Origin of the sequence: Methylocystis sp. (assembly GCF_050246715.1) — a bacterium.
Lineage (GTDB): Bacteria > Pseudomonadota > Alphaproteobacteria > Rhizobiales > Beijerinckiaceae > Methylocystis.
In genome coordinates, this window is record NZ_JBFWVN010000010.1 from 1 (window position 1) to 15,563 (window position 15,563).

The 15,563-nt window shown below is 64.8% G+C and carries 19 protein-coding genes; 12 read left to right on the forward strand and 7 right to left on the reverse strand.

Features of this window, described 5'->3' with window-relative positions:
- Positions 1-181: 181 nt before the first annotated feature.
- On the reverse strand, positions 182-517 hold the full coding sequence (locus tag AB7I51_RS05650) for a hypothetical protein (protein WP_428403362.1): 336 nt from the start codon (positions 515-517) through the stop codon (positions 182-184).
- Positions 518-616: 99 nt separating this feature from the next.
- On the opposite strand from AB7I51_RS05650, the gene AB7I51_RS05655 reads away from it, so the two are divergent.
- A complete protein-coding gene (locus AB7I51_RS05655) occupies positions 617-877 on the forward strand; it encodes a hypothetical protein (protein WP_428403361.1) in 261 nt (86 codons plus the stop codon).
- Between the two features lie 3 nt (positions 878-880).
- Here AB7I51_RS05655 and nusG read toward each other — a convergent pair whose 3' ends face one another.
- From nusG to AB7I51_RS05670, 3 genes are all read right to left on the reverse strand, one after another.
- Entirely contained in the window at positions 881-1,411 is a 531-nt protein-coding gene (gene nusG / locus AB7I51_RS05660) for a transcription termination/antitermination protein NusG (RefSeq protein WP_428403360.1), read from the reverse strand.
- A gap of 24 nt (positions 1,412-1,435) precedes the next feature.
- Positions 1,436-1,627, reverse strand: coding sequence for a preprotein translocase subunit SecE (gene secE, locus AB7I51_RS05665; protein ID WP_428403365.1), 192 nt, complete (start codon positions 1,625-1,627; stop codon positions 1,436-1,438).
- Between the two features lie 156 nt (positions 1,628-1,783).
- The gene (locus tag AB7I51_RS05670; RefSeq protein WP_428403359.1) at positions 1,784-3,007 is read right to left on the reverse strand and encodes a phospholipase effector Tle1 domain-containing protein; all 1,224 of its coding nucleotides are present in this window, start codon (positions 3,005-3,007) and stop codon (positions 1,784-1,786) included.
- Between the two features lie 160 nt (positions 3,008-3,167).
- On the opposite strand from AB7I51_RS05670, the gene AB7I51_RS05675 reads away from it, so the two are divergent.
- The 3 genes from AB7I51_RS05675 to AB7I51_RS05685 all read left to right on the forward strand — a co-directional run bounded on the left by AB7I51_RS05675 (position 3,168) and on the right by AB7I51_RS05685 (position 4,792).
- Complete coding sequence (locus AB7I51_RS05675; RefSeq protein ID WP_428403358.1) at positions 3,168-3,503, forward strand: hypothetical protein; 336 nt, start codon at positions 3,168-3,170, stop codon at positions 3,501-3,503.
- 110 nt (positions 3,504-3,613) lie between these two features.
- The gene (locus tag AB7I51_RS05680; protein WP_428403357.1) at positions 3,614-3,955 is read left to right on the forward strand and encodes a cupredoxin domain-containing protein; all 342 of its coding nucleotides are present in this window, start codon (positions 3,614-3,616) and stop codon (positions 3,953-3,955) included.
- A gap of 3 nt (positions 3,956-3,958) precedes the next feature.
- On the forward strand, positions 3,959-4,792 hold the full coding sequence (locus AB7I51_RS05685) for an FTR1 family iron permease (RefSeq protein WP_428403356.1): 834 nt from the start codon (positions 3,959-3,961) through the stop codon (positions 4,790-4,792).
- Positions 4,793-4,828: 36 nt separating this feature from the next.
- On the opposite strand, the gene AB7I51_RS05690 is transcribed toward AB7I51_RS05685, so the two are convergent.
- Positions 4,829-7,066 carry a transglycosylase domain-containing protein gene (locus AB7I51_RS05690; protein WP_428403355.1) on the reverse strand — a complete coding sequence of 746 codons (2,238 nt, stop codon included), beginning with the start codon at positions 7,064-7,066 and terminating at the stop codon, positions 4,829-4,831.
- 96 nt (positions 7,067-7,162) lie between these two features.
- Here AB7I51_RS05690 and AB7I51_RS05695 point away from each other — a divergent pair, with 96 nt between their 5' ends.
- From AB7I51_RS05695 to AB7I51_RS05730, 8 genes are all read left to right on the forward strand, one after another.
- Positions 7,163-7,495: a type II toxin-antitoxin system RelE/ParE family toxin gene (locus tag AB7I51_RS05695; RefSeq protein WP_428403364.1), complete on the forward strand. Its 333-nt coding sequence runs from the start codon at positions 7,163-7,165 to the stop codon at positions 7,493-7,495.
- A gap of 207 nt (positions 7,496-7,702) precedes the next feature.
- Positions 7,703-8,821: a DNA polymerase III subunit beta gene (dnaN, locus tag AB7I51_RS05700; RefSeq protein ID WP_428403354.1), complete on the forward strand. Its 1,119-nt coding sequence runs from the start codon at positions 7,703-7,705 to the stop codon at positions 8,819-8,821.
- A 37-nt stretch (positions 8,822-8,858) separates the two neighbouring features.
- Positions 8,859-9,707, forward strand: a complete 849-nt coding sequence (locus AB7I51_RS05705; RefSeq protein ID WP_428403353.1) for an OmpA family protein — start codon at positions 8,859-8,861, stop codon at positions 9,705-9,707.
- A gap of 93 nt (positions 9,708-9,800) precedes the next feature.
- Positions 9,801-11,147, forward strand: coding sequence for a murein hydrolase activator EnvC family protein (locus AB7I51_RS05710; protein WP_428403352.1), 1,347 nt, complete (start codon positions 9,801-9,803; stop codon positions 11,145-11,147).
- Complete coding sequence (locus AB7I51_RS05715) at positions 11,144-12,508, forward strand: S41 family peptidase (RefSeq protein ID WP_428403351.1); 1,365 nt, start codon at positions 11,144-11,146, stop codon at positions 12,506-12,508. Before AB7I51_RS05710 ends, AB7I51_RS05715 begins: the two co-directional genes overlap by 4 nt.
- A gap of 49 nt (positions 12,509-12,557) precedes the next feature.
- Positions 12,558-13,322 carry a heme ABC transporter permease gene (locus tag AB7I51_RS05720; protein WP_428403350.1) on the forward strand — a complete coding sequence of 255 codons (765 nt, stop codon included), beginning with the start codon at positions 12,558-12,560 and terminating at the stop codon, positions 13,320-13,322.
- Positions 13,319-13,474 (forward strand): heme exporter protein CcmD, encoded by a 156-nt coding sequence (ccmD, locus tag AB7I51_RS05725; RefSeq protein WP_428403349.1) that lies wholly within the window; start codon positions 13,319-13,321, stop codon positions 13,472-13,474. The genes AB7I51_RS05720 and ccmD overlap by 4 nt, the downstream gene beginning before the upstream one ends.
- The gene (locus tag AB7I51_RS05730) at positions 13,475-14,071 is read left to right on the forward strand and encodes a DsbE family thiol:disulfide interchange protein (protein ID WP_428403348.1); all 597 of its coding nucleotides are present in this window, start codon (positions 13,475-13,477) and stop codon (positions 14,069-14,071) included.
- A 9-nt stretch (positions 14,072-14,080) separates the two neighbouring features.
- Here AB7I51_RS05730 and AB7I51_RS05735 read toward each other — a convergent pair whose 3' ends face one another.
- The gene (locus AB7I51_RS05735; protein ID WP_428403347.1) at positions 14,081-14,821 is read right to left on the reverse strand and encodes a sulfite exporter TauE/SafE family protein; all 741 of its coding nucleotides are present in this window, start codon (positions 14,819-14,821) and stop codon (positions 14,081-14,083) included.
- Positions 14,822-14,846: 25 nt separating this feature from the next.
- Positions 14,847-15,473: a TetR/AcrR family transcriptional regulator gene (locus AB7I51_RS05740; RefSeq protein ID WP_428403346.1), complete on the reverse strand. Its 627-nt coding sequence runs from the start codon at positions 15,471-15,473 to the stop codon at positions 14,847-14,849.
- Between the last annotated feature and the right edge of the window lie 90 nt (positions 15,474-15,563).

Sequence of the window (15,563 nt, forward strand, 5' to 3'; positions counted from 1 at the left end):
CGACTTCGAACGCTACGCCACGACCGTCGCCGCCTTCGTCAAACTCGCTATGATCCGCATCATGCTTAAACGTCTGACCCGTGCAACGTCTTGTTCATGAATCCAAACTTTTCGGATCGGCTCTGAGAGGCGAAGTCCTGCTATTGACGCCAGGCGATTGCGTCGACCTCCGCTGTGAGCCTCAATGCCTCTCGGGCGGAAGGCCGACATGCTCTTCGAGGCGCCGCAGGCGTTCTTCGAATTCTGTGATCAAGACGCCATGACCGATAGCGGATGGGCGATATTCCATCGCCGACCGGCGTAGCCCGGAAATCTGGTCGCTCAGGCGCTTCTCCTGCTCCTTGATCTGCTTTTCCAGATTCATGATGTCCGAGGCGACATCCGCGCGCAGCGAATGGACCTCGGAGCGGACGTCAGCGACGTCGCTCTTCGTCGCCATCTCTTCGCGAAGGCCGTCGACCTTCCCGTCGATCTTGCGCAGCAGCGCCAGGGTGAAATTCTCGGGCTCGTCGCTCATCGCAGCTCCGGCCAACTGCAGAAATAGCTCGACGCAACATACCGCCGCATTGCGTCTTTGTCTCCGGCTTCCCACCTCCATCGAGGAAAGGAGGCCTTGATGTCCGATTATGCAAAAAGCCTCGCCTTCATGGCCGCCGGACTCGCGGCGATGGTCTTCTCCAATTTGTACATCGGAGAGACCCTGCTTGGCTGGGCTGGCCTGCTCGCGGGGATCGGCCTCTATTACTACGGATGGCGCGGCGTTTGCCCTGCGTGCCGTGCGCAGCGTTGCGCCGTGTCGGCCGCCAAGCCGGCAGCTGCGCCTTCGGACGGCGGCGTCACGGGAAAAAGCGGGCCAGACAGCGCGGCCGCGCATTAGTCTTTACATCTTCTCGACCTGGCCGAACTCCAGCTCCACCGGCGTCGGCCGGCCGAAGATCGAGACGGCGACCTTGAGTCGTGAGCGCGCCTCGTCGATCTCCTCGACGAGGCCGTTGAAGGAGGCGAAAGGCCCGTCGGCGACGCGCACCGTCTCGCCGACCTCGAACATGATCGTCGGCTTGGGCCTCTCGACGCCCTCGGCGACCTGGCCCTTGATACGCAGCGCCTCTTCCTCGCTGATCGGCATCGGCTTGTTGTCGGCGCCAAGAAAGCCCGTGACCTTGGGCGTGTTCTTGATCAGCGAGAACACCTGGTCGGTGAGGTCGCATTTCACCAGCACATAGCCGGGGAAGAATTTGCGCTCGGCCGAGACCTTGCGGCCGCGCCGCACTTCGACGACCTGTTCGGTCGGCACGAGGATTTCCTCGAAATTGTCGGCGAGTCCGCGCTGCGCAGCGCCCTCGCGAATCGCGTCGGCGACCTTCTTTTCGAAGTTCGAATAGGCGTGGACGATATACCAGCGCATGCTCATAGCGGCGCCACAAGCTCCAATTATCTAGCGCCCGACGCCGATCATCAGGCCGACGCCGAAACGCAGCGCGTAATCGACGATGACGAAAAACAGGCTCGCAAACAGCACCATCAGGATGACGAGGCCGGTCGTGATGAACGTCTCGCGGCGCGTCGGCCAGGTGACCTTGGCCGCCTCGGCGCGGACCTCCTGAAGGAATTGAAACGGATTGACCATTCGACTACCGGGCTGTGCGGGGACATGCGACGTCATAAGAAGCCGCAAAAGGAAACGCGCCGCAAAACGATCGCGGCGCGGGACCTGCCGGCCACGCGCCACGAATTCGAGCGGTTATAGCCGCTTGGCGCCGCGCCGCCAAGCGAAAAACGAGCGTCAAGACAAAGCCGCGGCGGAATGAAGGACGGCGTGCGCCTCCGCCAAAGCCACGAGATTGGGAGAAAGCAGTCGGGCCTCTTCCGGAGTAATGTAGGCGATCCGGGCCGCGATATCCGGCCCGAGCCGCGCCATCGCCGCCTTCAGGTTTGGGGGATCGTAACGCGTATTATCGACGCCATAGATCTCGCAGCTCCGCCCGAGCTTGGCGAGCACGCTCCAATGAACCTTTTCGTTGACATGTTCCTCGTCAGGACTCCCGCCCCAGAGGAGGCTGTTGGCCGGCGCGCCGGCCGCGAACATTTCGCGGCTGCGCGGAAAGCTCCGATCGATCGGATATTTTTCCGCCGAGTCGGGAATGTCGCCGTCGATGTTGGGCAAGAGCATGCGCCTAATCGCGTCATTGTCGAATGAGAGACCGGTGAGCGCCTGCGTGCGCGCGATCATCCAGATCAGCGCAATGTCGGAAAGGCCCGATTCCGGATAGCCGCCGCCGACATTGCTGTGAACGCCCGGAAACCAGTTCTGCTCGATGTTCCTGGGATGCGCCTCCCCTTTCTTCACCGTCCAGAAGGTCGGAATGAACGGACGTCGCCGTTCGTCGACGCCGATCGCATGCAAAGCGTGATCGACGTGCGCGCCGAGCTGCGTATCCTCGAAGCCGCCGAAAAACAGCAGCGTGAGATAACGGCCGAGCGGCGCAAGCCCGCTGAAGCCGGCTGGCACGCCGTAGGAGCCGACGGTGTCGAACACGCCGAGCAGCGCGATGCGATTATTCGCCTGAATGTCGGGACCGCTCGGCGGCCCGCCGCGGCGCGAAGCCTCTCGCGCGCGCCTGTTGGCGCGCGCGATTTTGAAAATGCTTCTGTCCTTGGTCTTTCTGATTCCGCAGTCGCCGATCAGGCCGGCCAGAGCGCGCGCCGCGTAGGCGCCGCGCGAAAATCCGTAAATATAGAGTTCCTGATCGTCGCGATAATTGTCGACGACCCAGTCGTAGGCGTTCTGCACGATCGTGCGCAGGCCGAAGCCTACCGTGCCACCAACGATCTTAAATCCCTGCGCGCCGACGCCTGAGAAATAGCGGACGTTCTGCTGAACGCCGTCCGCGCCGCATGGCGGAATGAGCCTTTCGGCGACTCTCTCTTCCCACGACTCTTTACAGATGTTGGTGAAGTCGCGGGGCGTATTCCATGTGCCGTCGAGCAGAACAATGTTGCGAATCATTTTGCCTCCAACAGCGCGCAAAACTTAAACAATTGCGACCGAGCGCATGTCGATGGTGACCCGCTTTAACCGCCTCCGCAAGCCAAGAGGAAAGATTTGCCCAGGACGGGCGCTCCCCGCTATGAGAAGCCAAACCTCAATCCGAACATTGGAGAACAGGATGCGCGCACGCTTATTTTTCTTGGCCGCATTCGCTGCTTCGATCGGCGCCGGCTGCAACGCCGCCCGACCGCCGCAAGTCGCGCCGTCTGGACCCGCGGCCCCGGCGCCGATGGCGCAAACGCTGCCGCCCGACGGCCCCGGCTGCGCCGGCGCTGTGGCGCGCTACCGCTCCGTCGTCGACAACGACCTCTCCATGGGCCACGTCAACCAGAGCGTTCACGCCCAGATTTCGAATGAGATCGCCGAGGCGGCCTCAGCCTGCTCCAGCGGCCAGGACGGACGCGCGCTGTCGCTGCTGCGCGCCTCGAAGTCGCGTCACGGCTATCCGGGCTGAACCTTAGCGCTGGCGCCAACCTTGCTACATCAGCTTGGAAGCGGTCCAGATTAGATTGATTGACCTCATGTTTTGGCGTTCCTACTTTGGTTAGGACGCGAACTCGGGAGATGCGGTTTTTGAAACGCCACCATGTGTATGCGGTCCTTACTGCTTCGGCTTTGGGACTTTCCAGCGCCTCTGCGGCCGAAAGCGCCTTCACGCTCACCATCAAGGACCACCGTTTCGAGCCTGCGGAACTTCGCTTGCCGGCCAATCAGCCCGCGACCCTGACCGTGAAGAATCTCGACGCGACCCCGGAAGAATTCGAAAGCAAGCCGCTGCGCATCGAGAAAGTGATCCCGGGCAATGGCGAAGCGACCTTCACGCTTCGGCCCCTCAAAGCCGGCCGCTACAAATTCGTTGGCGAATTCCACGAGGACAACGCCAAGGGCGAGATCGTCGCGGAATAGGCCATGCTCGGCGCGCTCATCATCGTCTTTCGTGAAGCCATCGAGGCGGGGCTAATCGTCGGCATCGTGCTTGCCGTGACTCGCGGCGTCGCCGGCTCGCGCAGCTTCGTCGCGGCAGGCGTCGGCGCAGGCGCGTTTGGCGCGATCATCGTCGCCGCCTTTGCTGACCGTCTTTCGGCGGCCTTCGCCGGCGCCGGCCAGGAACTGTTCAACGCCGCGGTCCTTGCGATCGCCGTGGTGATGCTCGTCTGGCACAACATCTGGATGGCGCAGCACGGGCGCGAATTGGCGCAGAATCTCTCCGACGTCGGCCGGGCTGTCGCGCGCGGCGACGAGACGCTGTTCGCGCTGACCGCCGTCGTCGGCCTCGCGGTGCTGCGCGAGGGCGCCGAAGTGGCGCTGTTTCTCTATGGCATTCTCGCCTCGGGCGAATCCGGCTGGGACGTCTTCGCCGGAGGGCTCGGCGGATTGGCGCTCGGCGCGGCGACAAGCGTCGCGACCTTCTATGGCCTCGTCGCGATTCCGGCGAAACGCCTCTTCGCCGTGACGACATGGCTCATCACGCTGCTCGCCGCCGGACTTGCGGCGCAATGCGTCGCCTTTCTTCAGCAGGCGGGCCTAGTGACGTCGCTGTCCGACACCGCCTGGGACTCGTCATGGCTCTTGTCGGATAAGAGCATCGTCGGCCGGGTGCTGCATACGCTGATCGGCTACGCCGATCAGCCGTCGAGCATGCAGGTAGCCGTCTATCTCGGAACGCTCGCCGCCATCGTCGCAGCGACAAAATTTTTCGCCGCACGGTCGCACCCGGCTGCGGTCCGCGCGCCGGCGGAGTAGCGCCCCGCGCCATCCGGCGCGTAGGATTTCAGCTTCTCATCCGCCGCCAAAAATCTGCTCGAAAACGCTTCTTTCCGATGCGCCGCGCCTTTGTCGCGGCCGCTCGATCGAGCCGACCGTGGGAATGTCTTCGGGCGGCAGAAAATCGTCGATCGCCTGCGGCGCCGACGCGCTCGACTGAGGCAGATCCGGCCGCGCTTCGGCGACGGGCGGCGGCTCGGGCGATCCGCCGGGGATCGCCGCCGGAGGACGCGGCGCGGGCGACATTCTCGAGGGCTGCGGACGCGGCGCCGGTTGGGGCTCTCCGGTAAAGAGGCCGATGAGATCGTCGATCGGCTTGGCGATCTCCTCTGGAATCGCCGCGTTCTCGGATCGCCACGCGCCTGACGGCAGTCCGGCGACCGGCTGGCCCTTCAGCGCGATGTTCATGAAGCGGCTCCAGATTTCGACCGGCAGATTGCCGCCCGAGGCTTTCTTCGTCGGCGAATTGTCGTCATTGCCGAGCCAAACGCCCGCGACCAGCCGGCCCGTATAGCCGACGAACCAGGCGTCGCGGAAATCCTGGCTGGTGCCGGTCTTGCCCGCCGCCTCCCAGCCAGGAAGCTGGGCCTTGCGCGCGGTGCCGGTGAGCAGCGTCTCGCGCATCATGTCGTTCATCATCGCCACATATTGCGGCGCAATCACCCGGCCGAGGGAGACGCTCTTGCGCTGATACAGCGTCTTGCCGCCGGCGGACTTCACCTTGACGATGACATGCGGCTGCACGCCGATTCCGCCATTGGCGAAGGGAGTGTATGCAGCGACGAGTTCGAGCGGCGTGACTTCGGACGTGCCGAGCGCGATCGAGGCGTTGGCCTGCAGGTCGGACTGGACGCCAAGCCGATGCGCGGTCTTCGCCACCGTCTTCGGGCCAACCTCCAGGCCGACCCGAACGGCGACCGTGTTGAGCGACAGCGACAACGCCTTGGTGAGCGTGACCGGTCCCATATAGCGCCGACTGTAATTTTCCGGCCGCCAGCCTTTGATGTCGAGCGGGCCGTCCTCGCGGACGGATTCGGGCGTGAGTCCCTGCTCAAGACCAGCAAGATAGACGAAGGGCTTGAAGGCGGAGCCGGGCTGGCGCTTCGCCGAGACCGCGCGGTTGAACTGGCTTTCCGAATAGTCGCGTCCGCCGACAAGCGCGCGAATTGCGCCCGTCGGGTCGAGCGCGACGAGCGCGCCCTGACCGACGCCGAGCTTCGCGCCCTTTTCGTCGAGCGCCTGTTTGAGCGCTCCTTCCGCCGCCATTTGCATGCGCGCGTCGATGGTGGTGGTGACGACGATGTCCTGATCGATGGCGCCGACGGTGTCGTCGAGCATGTCCATCACATAGTCTGCGGCGTAATTGATCGAGCCGGCGCCGATGTCCTGGCGCGCGCGCGCTGGATGCGCCAGCGCCGCCTTCGCCATCGCCTCGGTGATATGGCCTTCCTGCGCCATCGCGGCGATCACTTGCGCTGCGCGGTCGGCCGCCCCTTCCGGATTGCGGTCGGGCGCGAGCTTGCTCGGCGCCTTCATCAGACCGGCGAGAACGGCGGCCTCGGACAGGGTGATGGTCTTCGCGCCATGGCCGAAGTAGCGTTCGGCGGCGGCTTCGACGCCATAGGCGCCTGAGCCGAAATAGACGCGGTTGAGATAGAGTTCGAGAATCTGGTCCTTGGAATATTTGCGCTCGAGCCAGAGCGCCAGAATCGCTTCCTGAATCTTGCGCGAAATCGTGCGCTCCTGGGTCAGGAACAGATTTTTGGCGAGTTGCTGGGTCAGGGTCGAGCCGCCCTGCATGCCGCCATGGCCAGTGACGTTGCGCACCACGGCGCGGCCGATGCCGAGCGGATCGACGCCCCAATGCGAATAGAAGCGGCGGTCCTCGATGGCGATGAAGGCCTTCGGCACATAGGGCGGGAGATCCGCGAGCCGCACCGCCGCGCCGCCGGTGTCGCCGCGATTGGCGAGAAGCTCGCCATTGTCGTCGAGGATGGCGATGTTGGGCGGGCGCTTGGGGACCGCGAGCTGGTCGATCGGCGGCAGGCGCGAACCGTAATAAACGGCAAGCCCACCCCCTGCGATCGCCCCCCAGAGCGCGAGGGTGAAGCCCCAATAGATGAACGAGCCGAAAAGCGAGCGCGCGCGGCGGCGCGGCTTTTTGCGGGCGCGCGAGCGGGGCGGCGGCCGGCGTTCGGCGCGCAATTCGCCGTCGTCGAACCGCGGTTCGCGACGCTGGTACCTGCGCGCCATCGGATTGCTCGCCTGTCGCCGCCGCACGGCCTCGAATTGCTTGATGAAGCGTAACGACGGCCATTTAAGGGCCGGTTAAGGGCGGGTTGTGCGACGATTGCGGTCGATAACGCCGATGCGGCGGACAAGGTCTTACGCCGCTTTATGAAAAAGGCGCGCCTCGCCACGGAAAACCCTCACATGGGAGCGGCCCGTCCGGAACTCAGCTCCACGGCGCGCATTCTGATCGAAGGCCACTACCTGAGCATCTACGAGCCTCCGCCAAATAGCGTGAGACTCATTGCGATCGTTCACGCCATGCGCGACTCGGCAGGCCGTCTGTGCAGATCTCCGCACTTATGCACAATCATTCGCATAAAGCGCTTAGGACATCTGGCGAAGGGTTTCCTCGTCCTGACGAGGCCTCGAAGAGGCCGTCTCGAAGGGTGAGGAAACCCGCTTTCGCCTATTTTTCCTCACCCTCGTCTTTCGAGACGCTGCCTTCGGCGGCTCCTCAGGATGAGGGTAGGAAAACAATTCTTCGCCCGACAGAACCCTTGGAGCGCCGTCCTGGCCTTGCGATTCCGGTCCCGCCGCGCCAAAGTCTTTGCCCCGGCGCGGCGGCCTGCCGCGCCGCAATAATATTTTGGGCGGCTCATGAAGGTTACAATCGAGAGAGCGGCGCTGTTGCGGGCGCTCGGCCATGTTCACCGCGTGGTGGAGCGGCGCACGACCATCCCGATTCTGGCCAATGTGCTGCTCTCCGCCAAGGACGGCGCGCTGACGCTGAAAGCCACCGACCTCGATCTTGAAATCACCGAAAAGGCGGTCGCCGAGGTCCCGCAGCCCGGCGCGACCACTCTGCCGGCGCATACGCTCTACGACATCGTGCGCAAATTGCCGGAAGGCGCGCAGGTCTCTCTCGAGGCGACCGGCGACGCCGGACAGCTGACGCTGCGCTCGGGACGGTCGCGGTTCAATCTGTCGAGTCTTCCCGAGAGCGACTTCCCCGACGTCACTTCCGGCGATTTCAGCCACACGTTCACGCTCGCGCCGAGCGACCTCAAGCGGCTCATCGAAAAGACGCAATTCGCCATCTCCCAGGAAGAGACGCGCTATTATCTCAACGGCATCTATCTCCACACGCTCGACGTCGAAGGGCGGATGATGCTTCGCGCCGTCGCGACCGACGGCCATCGCCTGGCGCGACTGGAGCTGCCCGCGCCTGAAGGCAGCGCCGGCATGCCGGGGATCATTCTGCCGCGCAAGGCGGTCACCGAAGTGCAGCGTCTCATCGAGGACGCGCAGGGCGACGTTTCGATCGAGCTTTCCGTCAACAAGATGCGTTTCGCCTTCGGCGACGCGCTGCTGACGACGAAGCTGATCGACGGCACCTTTCCCGATTACGCCCGCGTCATTCCCGCCGGCAACGACAAGCGGCTCACCGTCGAGCGCCATGCCTTCGCCGACGCTGTCGACCGCGTCTCGACGATTTCCTCGGAGCGCGGCCGCGCCGTCAAACTCTCGCTTTCCGAGGGCAAGCTGGTGCTGTCCGTCACCAATCCGGACCAGGGCTCGGCGGTCGAGGAGGTCGAAGCCGACTATGACGGGCCGCCGCTCGATGTCGGCTTCAACGCCCGCTATCTCCTGGACATCACCCAGCAGCTCGACAGCGACACGGCGCTGTTCAAACTTGCCGATCCGGGCTCCCCGACGCTGGTGCAGGACCGCGATGGCGCTTCCGCCCTTTACGTCCTGATGCCGATGCGCGTTTAAGCTTGGAGCGACGCCTCCGGCCCGTTAGGCTTGGCGCGTGCTTGCTGAGATCCCTCGTCTGTGGCCCTGGCTTCTCGCCTGTTTCGCGATCGGCGCCGGGGCCGGCGCCGTCACACGGCGCGCCCCTGAAAACGGCGTCGTCGCGCGCTGGCTGATCTGGACCGCGCTCGCCTTCGGGGTGGCCGCGCTGGTCGTCCGCCTGGGGGCGGTCGCCGACGCGACGGCCTTCATCAAGGGCGCGCTCGCCGCCTACGCCGTATTCATCATCGGCGCGGCGCTCGGGGCGCTCGCCCGGCACCGGTCGATGGCGGCGCATGAGGGCTGGGCCGTCGGGCTGATCGCCGCCGCGCTCGTCTGGGTCGGCGCCATGGTGATCGACCGTTCGGGCCGTGACGAAGGGCTGCGCCGCCACTACGCCCAGCCGCTTGTACGACTGAGCCCGGGCGCGCAGCACCCGCCGCCCTCGTCGACGGGAGAAGCGCCGACCGTCGCACCCGCCGCATCGCCCCACGACGTTAAGACGCCTGCCGCGTCGGCTTCCGGCGGCATGACGCACGCCGACTGCCAGGCGGCGCTGGAAGAGGCGTCGGCGGCGAGCGAACTCGTCTTTCGCAGGGGCGAAGCGCGGATAACGCCATCGGCCGCGCTCGCGCTCGACAAGGCGGCCGCGATCATTCGCCGCTGTCCGGAAAGTGCGACGATCGGCGTTCTGGGCCATGTGCGCGGGTCGACCGTGAACGCGAACAATAACGCGCTCGCGCAGCGACGCGCGCAAGCGGCGATCTCCTATCTCGAACGTCGGGGCCTCGGCGGGCGCCGCCTCGCCGAGGCGCGCGGCGAAGCACGGCAATCGGAAGCCCGTGCGATAACTTTTGAGGTTCGCTAGGCGGATCGCCTCAAACGCAGGCGCTCTGCCCCAATATGGACGCTATTTCATTAGCAAATCAGCCTTCTGGCGAAATCGATGCCGCGGATGGACATGAGCGTTTCGGGCAGGGCGCGTAAAGAAGCCACGACGCTTGCGCCGGTGTCTGCCGTGCTCGTTGCGGTCTCCGTCGCATTCTCGGCGCAGGCCGAGTCGCAGCGCCCCGACGAGATTTCCTCGAAGCAGCAGGAATTGCGCGGCGTTGAAGACACGATGGGCGCCGCCCGGGAACGCGCCCGCCAGCTCGAAGAACAGCTGATCGATAACGCCGCCGCCCGCGAGCGGCTGAGCGGCGCGCTCATCGACGCGACGCTGCGACTGCAGGAGACGGAAACGCGCGCCGTCGAGATCGAGGAGCGGCTGGCGACGCTCACCGAGAACGAGCGCAAGATCGTGTCCTCGCTCGACGGCCGGCGGGCGCTGATCATCGAAATTTTGACCGTCCTGCAGCGAATGGGCCGCCGGCCGCCGCCGGCGCTGATGGCGCGCCCGCAGGAAATTCTCGAAGCCGTGCGGGCGTCGCTGGCGCTTGGCGCCGTGCTGCCGCAGATGCGCGCCGAGGCGCGGCAGCTGCAGCACGATTTGACCGAACTGCAGCAGACGCGCGACGGCGTCCGGCGCGAACAAAATCTTCTCAGCGAACAGCGCGCGAGTCTGAAGACGCAGCGCGAAAGGCTCGAGCCCATGATCGCCGAGCGTCAGGAGGCGATTTCGACGTCGCAAAGCGCCTTGCAGGCGGAGACGGAGCGCGCGCGGGCGCTGGCGCAGCGCGCGACGACCCTGAAGGACCTCATCGCGCGCATGGAGGCGGAAAGCGCGGCGGCGCAGCGCGCGGCCGAAGCGGCGCGCAAGGCCGACGAGGAACGAGCAAAGGCGCAGGCGAATCTCTCCGAGCGAGAGCGGCTTAAGGCGCTGTCCGCGCCGTTCAAGGACCCTGCCCGGCTGGCCCCGGCGGTCGCCTTCGTCGATCTCAAAGGTCGGCTGCCGGCGCCGGCCTCGGGACAGATCGTCCGCCGCTTCGGGGCGCCGGACGGGTTCGGCGGCAAGGAAAAAGGCTTGTCGATCGCCGCCCGGGAAAATGGCGTGGTGATCGCCCCCTGCGATGGATGGATAGCCTTTTCAGGGCCTTATCGAAGTTATGGGCAACTCTTGATCATTAACGCCGGCGGCGGCTATTATGTGGTTCTGGCCGGCATGAGTCGCACCAATGTGAACGTGGGACAATTTGTGCTCGCGGGTGAGCCGGTAGCCAGCATGGGAGACGGAGCCGCGCAAACCGCGGCGACCATCGCAATCGGCGCGAAACAACCCATTCTCTATGTTGAGTTCCGCAAAGACGGAGCGTCAATCGACTCGGGCCCATGGTGGGCGAAGTCTGACAGTCGGAAGGTCGGCGGATGATTCGCAAAACAGTCCTTATCGCAACGGGAATCGCTCTTGGAGCGGGATGCGCGACGCTCGGCCAGCAAGCGCGCGCCGTCATCGGCGGCCCGGCTCTGGCGGCTTCCGCCGACACTTACAAGAACCTGAGCCTTTTCGGCGACGTCTTCGACAAGGTGCGCGCCGACTATGTCGAGAAGCCCGACGAGCAGAAGCTCGTCGAAAACGCCATCAATGGCATGCTGACCTCGCTCGACCCCCATTCGAGCTACCTTGACGCCAAGGCGTTTAAGGACATGCGCACCCAGACCGAGGGCAAGTTTGGCGGTCTCGGCATCGAGGTCACGCAGGAAGACGGGCTGGTCAAGGTCGTCGCGCCGATCGACGATACGCCGGCCTCGCGCGCCGGCGTCCTGTCCGGCGACCTCATCGGCGCCATCGACGACGAGACCGTGCAGGGCATGACCCTCAATCAGGCCGTCGACAAAATGCGCGGCGCGATCAACACGCCGGTCAAGCTGACGATCTTCCGCGGCAAGAACAAGGACAAGATCGAAGTCAAACTGGTCCGCGCCGAGATCCACATCAAGTCGGTGCGCTCGCGCAAACAGGGCGACGACGTCGCCTATATCCGCATCTCGCAGTTCAACGAAGAGACTGCGGAAGGCTTGCGCAACGCAATGACCAAGGCGCAGCAGGACATTCCAGCGGACAAGTTCAAGGGCTATATTGTCGATCTGCGCAACAATCCGGGCGGGTTGCTCGATCAGTCGATCCAGGTCGTCAACTCCTTCATCGACAAGGGCGAAATCGTTTCGACCCGCGGCCGCAACGCCGACGAAACCCAACGCTACAACGCCCGCGGCTCCGGCGATCTTTCCAAGGGCAAGCCGGTCGTCGTGCTGATCAACGGCGGTTCGGCCTCGGCGTCGGAAATCGTCGCCGGCGCTCTGCAGGACCATAAGCGCGCGACGCTGATCGGCACGCGGTCCTTCGGCAAGGGCTCGGTGCAGACCATCATTCCGCTTGGCGGCAGCGCCGGCGCGCTGCGCTTGACGACGGCGCGCTATTACACGCCGTCGGGCCGTTCGATTCAGGCCAAGGGCATCGATCCGGACATGGTGATCCTGCAGGACGTGCCGGACGAACTCAAAGGCAAGGACGACACCAAGGGCGAAGCCTCGCTCAAAGGCCATCTCAAGAACGGCGAAGACGAGAAGACCGGCTCGCAGGCCTATGTCCCGCCGGACGAGGCGAAGGACAAGCAGCTCATCGCGGCGGTCCAACTTCTGCACGGCAAGTCGAGGGCGCAGATTCTCTCCGAGCAGACGAAGGAAGTCGCCAAGGATACGACCAAGCCGCCGGCCAAAGCCGCGAATTGACGCGGCGGGCCGCGGGGCTTAGGCAATCGGCGGGAGTCTTCGGCCGCCGATGAGCTTTCTTTCCACTTACGCTAATCCAGCGCGCTTTCTGCGGTTTGCGGAAGGCGCGCTGCCGTGGCTTTCGGGCGCCACGCTGCTTCTGCTCGCGATCGGGCTGTATGGCGCCTTCACCGCGCCGCCCGATTATCAGCAGGGCGAAACGGTCCGGATCATGTACATCCATGTGCCGTCCGCCTGGCTCGCGATCTTTGCTTATGTGGTGATGACCTCGGCGTCGCTCGGCGTTCTGGTCTGGCGCCATCCGCTCGCCGACGCGGCGCAGAAGACCGCGGCTAATCTCGGCGCCGCCTTCACCTTCATCTGTCTTGTCACCGGCTCGCTGTGGGGCAAGCCGATGTGGGGAACGTTCTGGGTATGGGACGCGCGCCTCACCTCCATGCTGGTTCTTTTTCTTCTCTACCTCGGCCTCATCGCCGTCAGACAGACGATGGACGACACGCCGCGCGGCGCGCGCATCGCCGCGATCATGACGATCGTCGGCGCGATCGACATTCCGATCATCAAATATTCGGTCGACTGGTGGAACACGCTGCATCAGCCGGCCTCGGTGTTTCGCATCGGCGGCCCGGCGATCTCGGGCTCGATGCTGTGGCCGCTGATCGTCATGGCGCTCGCCGCGACGTTCTTGTTTTTGACGCTGCATGTGATGGCGATCCGCAATGAAATCCTGCGGCGTCGCCTGGCGCGGCTGTCGATGCAGGCGGTGCGCGCCGGCGAGACCGCCGGCGATGAAAGCTGGGAGGCCGCTGAGTGAGCGATCACTGGTTTTATATCGGCGCCGCCTATGGGGTGACTTTCGTCACGCTCGGCGTCGTGACCTTGCGCATCGTCCTCGACTATCGACGCCTGCGCGCGGCGCTGGCGCGTTTCGGCGCAGCCGGCGCGCGCGATCAGGGAGAAGGCTAGGTGAGCGACGCCGTCGCGCCGCGTTCGGCGCTGCGCTTTCTGCCGCTGGCGCTGTTCGTGCTGCTGGCGCTCGTCTTTCTCGTGCGGCTCTTTGCCGGCGACGCGTCGCGCATTCCTTCTGCGCTGATCGGCAAGCCGGCGCCTGTCTTCGATCTGCCGGCGCTTGAAGGGCTCATTGGCGTTCCCGGTCTCTCGACCGAGGATTTGCACAAAGGCCATGTCAGCCTCGTCAATGTGCTCGCGAGCTGGTGCGGACCCTGCCGGCAGGAACATGCCGTGCTGATGGCGCTCGCCGGCGACGAAGCGCTCAAGGCGAAGGGCGTCGAACTCTATGGCCTGTCCTACAAGGACGAGACGGCGAAGGCGTTGGCCTTTCTGGAGGATGGCGGCAATCCTTTCGCGCGCGTTGGCGTCGATCCCGCCGGCCGCACGGCGATCGACTTCGGCGTCTATGGCGTGCCCGAGACTTTCGTGATCAAGGGCGACGGAACCATCGCCTATAAGTTCGTGGGGCCGCTGACGCCTTCCGCCGCCGCGACGACGCTCATCCCCGAGATCGAAAAGGCAATGGCGAGCGGCGGCGCGGCGGCGCGCTGAACGCATAAGTCAAGGCGCTCTGAGGAAAAGTCCCACAGTCAACGCCGCGCCAATCACGATGACGAAAATGCGCAGCAGCTTTTCGTCGATGTAATGGATGAGCAGCCCGCCGGCGATCCCGCCGATCGTCGCCCCGGCGCTCGCCACCAGCGCCTGCGGCCAGTGCAAATCCGGCGAGAATAGAAAGATGGCGACGGCCGAGGCGTTCATCACGCCGGCCAGAACATTTTTCGTCGCGCTGGCGATGCGCACGCCCTGCCCCCCCATGGTCAGCGCGGCGACCATCAGAAAGCCGATGCCGCCGCCGAAATAGCCGCCGTAGATCGAGATCAGAAATTGCGCGAGCGCCGCGCCCGGCGCGCCGAGATGAGATTGCGCCTCGCTCGGCTTTCGAAAGAAACTGCCCCAGGCGAAGACCACCGTCGCAAAGAGCACCAGCCATGGCACGAGCTGCGCGAAGAGCCCCCGCGGCGTCGCCAGCAACACCGCCGCGCCGACCGCGCCGCCAAGAATGCTGATGACGAACAGCGTGCGCAGCGACAGACCATTGGCGCCCGTCGCAAGTTTGCGGCCGGTCCAGCCGGTCGCGACCTGCGCCGGAAACAGCGCTACGCAGGACGTCACATTGGCGGCGAGCGCATCCATCCCCGTCAGCATCAATGTGGGAAGGGTAAGGAACGAGCCGCCGCCGGCAAGCGCATTCTGCGCGCCCGCCCAGATCGCAACGGCAAACAGCAGAATAAAAGCCATGCGCGCCTATGTCAGGTCGCACCGTTCAAATCAAGCGGGCCGACTCCATCATCAGCCCGTCCGCGATAATGCGCACCAGCATTTCCAGCTGGTCGTCGAGAAGCTTCGGCGGCGTGTCGGCGATCTTCTCTTCAAGTCCGAGCGCCACGACGCCATGCACCGCAGAGAACAATGTCCGCGCGAAAGCGGCGCGGGCGACGTGGCCTGCGCCGGGCAAGAGTCGCGAAAGCGGCGCGTCCAGCCGATTGAACAGGCGATTGCGCGCGTCGACATACCATTGCGGCGGCGCGACGCCCGGCGGCAGGCGATGTTGAAAAAGCGCGCGCCAACTCGGCTCTTCCGCTCTCGCGAAGTTCAAATAGGTCCGCGCCATGACCTGCAGCGCCTGTTCAGCCTCGGCGTCTCCCAAAGCGAGATCGAGCGCGGTCTCCAGCCGCGCCAATGTGCGCGCGTTGACGCTCAGAATCAGCTCGTCGAGGTCGTCGAAGGCGGTGTAGATGGCGCCGAGCGCGCAGCCGGCCGCCGTGGCGAGGTCGCGCGCCTTGAGCCCGGCAAGGCCCTGCGAGGCGATCGCCTCCTGCGCCGCTTCGATCAGCCGTTCGCGCAACTGGGTTCGGCGGTCGGCTCCCGCCTCGGTCGTTTTCTCGTTCAATTGGCCGTCTCCCAGCTCGATTATGAACGCAGTTCATTTTTTGATTGACGGCGGAGCATAACCGCTGCTATCTCCAGTATGAACGCAGTT